The following is a 7,217-nucleotide window of genomic DNA, read 5'->3' on the forward strand; positions in this document are numbered from 1 at the left end:
CCGATCCCGCGAGTACTTGTCGTGGTCGCCGGGGGCCCAATCTGGGTCGGGACGCCCCCGGGTGCCGGACTCCGGCACTATTCGGTCGGATGTGGCTGGGCTACAGATCGATTCGCGAATCGGTCGACAGGATCGGGCGTGCTCGGCGGTGTGCCGGTCGCGCGAGGGCCCCCGGTCGGGCTGCGGGTTTCATCTGGATTCGGCCGGTATGAGGTCGGGGGTATCGAGTTGGTTGGGTGTGGCCGGTGCTGTGGCGGGTGTGCGCCGGACGATGGCGATGACGATCAGTCCGATTCCGATGAGTGCCGCGGCGAGGGGGATCCACCACTGGATCGCGTCGAGCTTGTTGGCGTTGGTGTCCAGGGTCGCGGCGATGTCGGTGATTTCGGTGTCGTTGGTGCGGGCGTTGAGTCGCTGTAGCGGGGTGATGAGGATCGGGGCGGTGGAATTTCCGATGACCGCGTCGATCTGTACCTGCTGTTCGAGGTCCAGGACCAGCCCGAACCGGCGGTCGGCGCTGATGCGCCAGTCGGTGGCAATCACGGGGGTGACCGGGATCGTGGCGCCGAACGCGGTGAGTGTCTCGGCGGGGATCCCCATACCGGTCAGCGCGCTGGCCGGTATGGAGGTTCCGTCGGTGCCGAACGAGGCACCCAGCACGGTCCGCAGTTGGGTGAGCAGTGCGGGGTCGGCGACCGCGCCGCTGCTGCGGGCGTGGAAGGTTTCGGCGGTGCGTCCGGCGATCTCGTCGGTGGATTCGTGGACCAGCGGAACGGCGGTGCGGGTGTTGGCGTCGAACAGGCGGTTGCCGGTGGTGGCGAATCCCTGGGGCAGTGCGAAGACCGCCGCGCCGAGTTGGTCGGTGACCGCGACACCGGCGGGCGGGTTGGCCTGGCCGAAGTCGGCGCGGTCGACGGCGTAGGTGTGGGTCTCCCGCGAGAGCGGGGCCGCCTGGCTTCGGGGGGCGGCGAAAAGGTCCGCGCTGACGGTGATCACGGCCGAGGAGCCGTCCACGGAGTCGGCTTTGATGCGGCGTTCCAGGACTATCGGTTGCTCGATCAGTTTTCCCGGCGCGTTCGGGTCGGGGACCGACATGCTGCCGTCGTATCGGGTGGTGTCGTCCAAACTTTCGGGGAGTTTCGTCAGGGCGGGCGCCACCCCGAAATGCAGGACCGGCGCGGCCGCGATCAAGACGATGCCGATCGCGGAAAGGGCTATGGTGAAACGTTTCTGGCGCATCTAGGTGTTTCCTTGTCTTTTCCGATATTCGATGAAAAGGGGTCGCTCGCGCCGCCGAGCACACGCGGCGAAGTCGGGGCCTGCCTGGTGGCCATGCGGTGAGTCAGCGCCAGGCTCGCGCGTCGGCCGAGTCGTTCCGCGCAGCCGGTCGCCCCGGGAACCACACGTCGCGGGTACTCCAATGCGGCGACAGCCTTGGCCGCCCCAACAGTGATGTGCTGGAACAGTTTCCGGTCGGACAGGCCGAGGAAGTCGGCGTTGTCCTTGCCCAGGACCAGGCGCGCGTAGGCGGACATGAACTCGGTGACGGTGCTTCGCCCGACGCGCGAGGCCAGGTCGCGGCCGTCACCGACGAGCAACGGGCCGATCGCCGCGATCAGGGCGGCGGCGAGATTGCGGGAGTCGTGGTCGGGTCGGCGGAATTCATAGTCTGCTTGGAGCCAGAAAAGCCTCCAGGCATCGTGCTCATCGGTGAATAGCAGAACTGGATCGGTGCCGAGTAGAAATCCGATATAGCGCCACATGTGGTAGACGGCGTCGCGTTCGTTGTGGCTGAAATGTATTCCGCCCGCTTGGGATCCGGTGATGAACGCCATCGCGAAAATGAGCACGGTTCCGCATTGCTGGCTCTGGTTTATCGGGTGGTCCCATTCCTCGAATTCCCAGTCGGGTCGTCGGCTCAGGCCCGCGCGGACGGTGGCGTGGCGGATCCGGACCCGCAGGGTGTTCTTCCAGCCGGGCGCGAACCGCTCCAGTCCCCCGGCGGCAGTGACCTCGGAGAACCAGATACCGGTCTCGGCCAGCCGCCGGGGCGCCATGCGCTGCAACGTCCCGGTGCTGGTCAGCGTCTTGGTGACACGAGAGGCGAGGTAGCCGCCGAGCAGCGCGAGCATCGACAGTGAGGTGTAGGCGAGCGGGCCGGTGCGGGCGATGACCCGACAGGCGTGGTCGAGGCGATCGGTGTCGACCCAGTACGGCATCCTCACCTGCTCGAACAAGGCCGTGAGTTCGGGGGGCGGCTCGGGTAGGGCCTCGATTCCTTCTTCGAGCGCGCGCTCGAACAATGCTCTGCCCTGTCCGGTCGGCAGGCGCGCGAACATGGCCACGACCTCGTCGGCGGCCGGGTCACCGAGGTGGGTGTAGCGCAGGTAGGCCTCGCGTTGTTCGGCGGTGGCGGCGATGTCGCCCGGGGCGAGGGTTCGGGTGGCATGCTCGAACGGGCCGGTGCTCAGCAGCGGCGGATTCGGCAGTCGTGGTGGGCGCATGGTGTTGTCTCTCAACCGATTCCCCGCAGGACCGAGGCCAGGACTCTCGGGTGTAGCAGGGTGGTGGGTGCGGCGACCAGGGACATGACCTCGGCGAAGGACGCGGCTACCGCGGCGTCGTGGGTCGCGCGGTCCAGGACGTGGTCGAGGTATCGGTGCAGCCAGCCGGTGAGCGGGCCGGTGGGCCCGCCGAGGGTTTCGGGGAATCGGGTGTCTTCCGAACTCGACATCAACCAGGCGTCACGTGATGATTTCGAGGTGGTGTGTCGGGTTGCGCGCGCCGCGCGGTGTCCGATGCTGTTGTGGCGTCGAACGGTTTGGCGCAGCGTCCACGCTCCGAGCGCGGCGACGCTCATGCCCTGGCCGAACACCGGATTGAAACTGGTCCCCGCGTCACCGAGCACGACCAGCCCGTCGGGGGCGGCGTGGCGTTCGTAGTGGCGCCGCACGCTCGGCTTGGGCCGAAACGCACGCACCGGCCCCACCGGGTGCGCCCCGGCGAGGGTCTCGGCCAGGATCGGGTCACGCATCCGCGACAACAGCACCTCGAATCCCGTTTCCCCCGACAGGGATTCGGTGGCGATACTGCCGACGCTGCACAGCCACCGCCGTTCCTCGACCGGCAACAGCGAACCGGTGTAGCGATGCTGGGGTGCGCGGGTCTGCAAGTACAGGGCCTTGAATCCGGGATCGGTCTCGGGGGGACGCTCGTACAGGCGTGACAGATAGGACACCCCCGCGTCGACGATCTCCTCGGCGATCGGCGCGCACCCCAACCCGGCGAGCCAGTCGGGCACCCGCGAGGACCGTCCCGAGGCATCGATGACCAGTTCGGCCTCGATCCTGTTCTGCGAGCGTGTGTTTCGGTCGCGCACGTTCACGCCGTCGATGACCCGCGCGGTCCCGATCAAGCCGATGACGTCGGTGTTCTCCCGGAACTCGATGCGCGGGTCGGTGCGGGCGCGGCGCAGCACCAGGAAATCCAGTAGCGGGCGAGTGCAGGAGTAGAACGCGACGTCGCTGTCGTGGGGGGCCATCCACCCGGCCGGTCCCAGCCAGCGCAGCTCGTGCGACATCGCGATCCTGCTCGCTCCGGCCGCCAGGAGTTCGGCGCCGATGCCGGGCATGAGTTCTTCGATGATCCGATGTCCCGCCTCGAGCAGCAGGTGCGCGTGGCGTGCCTGCGGGACCCCCGCACGGAAGTCCGGCCCGCTGGGGTATCGGTCGCGTTCGACGACCACGACCCGTTCGGCGACCCCGCGCAGCGCCCACGCGGCCAGGGTGCCGGCCAGCCCGCCGCCGATGACCACCGCTGTCCCCCGTCCCCGGGTAGCGTTCTGCCTGCTCATCGCGGCACCCCGACGGCGGCCGCGCCCCGGTCGACGCCCGCGTCCGGCACCGGGACTGGGGTGGGTGCGGGGACGAAGATCGTGGCCGGATCGCGGCGGCAGGCGCGGGCGAACGCGGCGGCGGTGCCGGGCCAGGGAGCGATGGTGCGCCCCTGCTCGGTCTTGTACCAGCTCGGTCCGCCGTCGGGCCACACGGTCGACGACAGTTTCCGGTCCAGCCATCCCCGGTACTGCGACATCGCCTCGGTGCTCGGTTCGATCGCGAGGGCCCCGGTCTTCTCACGCCAGGCGAGTGCGGCACGGATCAACCCGATCTGGGCTTGTTTGCCGCCGATGTTGGAGCCGCTGGACAGAAACGTCGAGGGCCCGGCGATGAGGAACATGTTCGGGAATCCCGCCACGGCGGTACCCAGTACCGCTTCGGCTCCCCCGGCCCAGCTGCGATGCAGATCGCGGCCACCGCGCCCGAATATCCGGATCGGTGCGAGGAACTCGCTGGCCCGGAACCCGGTCGCGCACACCAGCACATCGGCGCGGCGCACCCGCCCGTCGGTGGTGCGGACGGCGTCGGCGGTGATCTCTTCGATCCCGGCGGTGACCAGTTCCACGTTCTCGCGTGACAACGCGCGATAGTAGTCACTCGACAGCAGGATTCGTTTGGCACCGAGGCGATGCTCGGGCGTCAGCGCCGCCCGCAATCGCACATCGGCGACCTGGCGGCGCAGGTGCGCGCGGGCCAGCCAGCGCGCCGGGCGCGCCGACCAGCCGCCGGTCATGATCGGCGCCAACACCAGATCCGCGCCACGGAAGATCGCCGACCGATACAGCGCATGCATCCCGGGCAGGTACTTCATCGCCGCACCGGTCAACCGACCGAACCGCGGCCCGGGTTTGGGCAGCACCCACGTCGGCGTGCGCTGATACACCGTGACCGAGCGCGCGCGCTCGGCGAGCTCGGGAATGAACCCGACCGCGCTGGCGCCGGTACCCACGACCGCGATATCGCGCCCGGCCAACTCGACGCTGTGATCCCAGCGCGCCGAATGCCAGGCCGCGCCGGTGAACCGGTCCAGCCCGGGCAGGACCGGAATGTGGGGTCGGTGCAGCAGACCGACGGCGAACACGACCGTGCGCGCGCCGATCCGCGCCCCGCCGGTAGTGGTCAACGTCCAGGTGCCGGTCGCGTCGTCGTAGCGGGCCGCTTCGATCGCGGTCCCCAGGCGCAGGTGCGGTGTGAGATCGAAGCGTTCGACGACCTGGTGCAGGTAGTCCAGGATCGCGGGCTGGTCGGGATATCGCAGCCGCCCGCGGTAGGGAGCGAAGGAGAACGAGTACAGGTGCGAGGGCACATCGCAGCGGCATCCGGGGTAGGTGTTGTCGCGCCACACTCCCCCGATATCGCCCTTGTCGAAGATCGCGAAGTCGGTGATCCCGTCCTCACGTAACCCCACGGCCATCCCGATCCCGGCGAAACCCGCACCGATGATCGCGACGTCGACCACGTCCGATAATTGTTGACTCATGTTGTGTGCCTTTACATTCGGCTGTTCTTCGGACCCCCTTTCGTTGTTGCTGTTGCTCGCCGGACTCGACCGCGCACCCGGGGTGTCTGCGGGATCGGCCCGTCCTCGATCACGCCATTCCCAGGTGCACCCTCGTCGGCGGGCGGGGCGCGGGCCGCGCTCACGATGTTCACGACCGCCGCCCTCCGTGGGCGCGGGATCGGTCCGGATCCCCCGCCACTGCCGGGGGTGTGACGCGGATATCGAGCATCGCCTGGGGGGCGTGCTCTCGGGTCAGCACCGTCCACTGCGCCGTCACCGTGACCCATGCCTCGGTGTCGTCGAAACGCAGTCGCCAACTGCCACTCGCGGACCCGACCCCATCGAGCAGCCGGGCGCGGGTCGCGGCGAGTTCGGCGACATCGTCGGGATGCACGACCGGCAGCTCCCCGATCCAGCGCTGCAACGGCGCGGGCCCGGGACGCAGCCACTCGTGCACCAACCCGGTACGCACATCGATCAACCCGATCCCGTGCTGGCCCTTGATCGGCAGCGCCCGCATCACCCGCGTCGCGATCGCCGGTTCGGCCACGCGATCACCGTCGGTGATGTCGGTGACCACCGCACGCACCATCCGATGCGGCCCGTGGCCGACCGAACGCGCGGCCAGGAACAGATTCCGGCGCGCACCGGTCGCGACCCCGGCGGTGACCGCGGTTCCCGACCAGCGGCCCATCGGCCGCGACGGGTCGAACAACCCCAACAATCCCGCCCGGTCCTCGACCTGTTCGAAATGGCGCATCAGATCAGGCAGCGACCGCGACCGCGCCTGGGTAGCACCGGAATCGAGCAACACCTCGAGCGCCGGGGAAGTAAGTCCCACACCGGTGCGCAGCACCTGCCACACCATCGTGCCCACCAACGGACGCGCCGGTGTCGCCCGCGCACGCGGGCCCGCCCAGACCTGCACCGCCATCACCGCCGGATCCACCGACGCGGGCCCCAACACCGGGACCACCATGATCCGCATATGGTTGCCACCCGGCGGATAGGCCACCTTCACATACGGCACCCGATTGAGCACGACTTCGGCGATCGCACTCGGAAGCTGTTGTGCCACAGTGCTACTACCCGCGACCCGCGAACGCGACAGGCGAGTGAAACGGCGCGGCTGAGCGCCCTCGGCCAGCACCCACCGCATCGCCGGATCGCGCGTGATCTCCACCAACACCCACGGACTGACCGCACCCGCCACCACGGCCGACTCGCTCGACGACAGCGGCGGATCGGGCAGGGCCGAGACCGGCTCGTTCATGACCGCCACCGCCCACCCGAACTTGCCAACCGCGCCGGGGTGTCACGCCGCCGCCGACCCGGCGGGCAGCTCGGGCACGACGCCCCCGCCCGCGCGCACCGTGGCCGATGACCACCGACCACCAGCGCGACGTTGAGCACCGCCACCACCACCGATATCGCCGCGAAAACCCATCCGATCACCGTGGACTACTCCTGCTCTGTCATCGATCGCACACCGTCCTCGGCGACCGCAGCGCGCATCGGCGCGGCGAGCACGATCGCCGCATTGACGACCACCACCGCCACCGCCAGGCCGGGCAGAAACAGCACACTCATCGGTGGCCACCGCCCTCACGCCGCCGCACTCGCCCGACCGGGCTCGAATCGGTCTCATCCATGACCATTTCCCCGCCCGCCGCGCCCGTGGCTGCCCTTCGCCCGCCCGAACAACCCCGCACCGCGCCGCCGACGCACCGGCGGCCGCGAACGCCGCGCACCGATGACACGGTCGCGGGGATCGCCCGAGGCCAGATCCACCAGCGCGGTCCCGTCCCCGAGATCGGCGC

Annotated in this window: 6 protein-coding genes; all 6 read right to left on the bottom strand. The window is 69.3% G+C overall.

Features of this window, described 5'->3' with window-relative positions; all coding sequences use genetic code 11:
* Positions 1 to 189: 189 nt before the first annotated feature.
* The gene (locus tag JZ792_RS33740) at positions 190 to 1,239 is read right to left on the bottom strand and encodes a porin PorA family protein (RefSeq protein WP_216916954.1); all 1,050 of its coding nucleotides are present in this window, start codon (positions 1,237 to 1,239) and stop codon (positions 190 to 192) included.
* Complete coding sequence (locus JZ792_RS33745; protein WP_216916955.1) at positions 1,215 to 2,519, bottom strand: oxygenase MpaB family protein; 1,305 nt, start codon at positions 2,517 to 2,519, stop codon at positions 1,215 to 1,217. The genes JZ792_RS33740 and JZ792_RS33745 overlap by 25 nt, the downstream gene beginning before the upstream one ends.
* Positions 2,516 to 3,853 (bottom strand): NAD(P)/FAD-dependent oxidoreductase, encoded by a 1,338-nt coding sequence (locus JZ792_RS33750; RefSeq protein ID WP_216916956.1) that lies wholly within the window; start codon positions 3,851 to 3,853, stop codon positions 2,516 to 2,518. Before JZ792_RS33750 ends, JZ792_RS33745 begins: the two co-directional genes overlap by 4 nt.
* Positions 3,850 to 5,376: a flavin-containing monooxygenase gene (locus JZ792_RS33755; protein ID WP_216916957.1), complete on the bottom strand. Its 1,527-nt coding sequence runs from the start codon at positions 5,374 to 5,376 to the stop codon at positions 3,850 to 3,852. The genes JZ792_RS33750 and JZ792_RS33755 overlap by 4 nt, the downstream gene beginning before the upstream one ends.
* Positions 5,377 to 5,545: 169 nt before the next feature.
* Positions 5,546 to 6,670: a GAF domain-containing protein gene (locus JZ792_RS33760; protein ID WP_216916958.1), complete on the bottom strand. Its 1,125-nt coding sequence runs from the start codon at positions 6,668 to 6,670 to the stop codon at positions 5,546 to 5,548.
* 188 nt (positions 6,671 to 6,858) lie between these two features.
* Entirely contained in the window at positions 6,859 to 6,987 is a 129-nt protein-coding gene (locus JZ792_RS42770; RefSeq protein WP_256461528.1) for a hypothetical protein, read from the bottom strand.
* Positions 6,988 to 7,217: the final 230 nt, after the last annotated feature.

It is taken from the genome of Nocardia noduli, assembly GCF_019038455.1.
GTDB classification, from domain to species: Bacteria; Actinomycetota; Actinomycetes; order Mycobacteriales; family Mycobacteriaceae; genus Nocardia; species Nocardia noduli.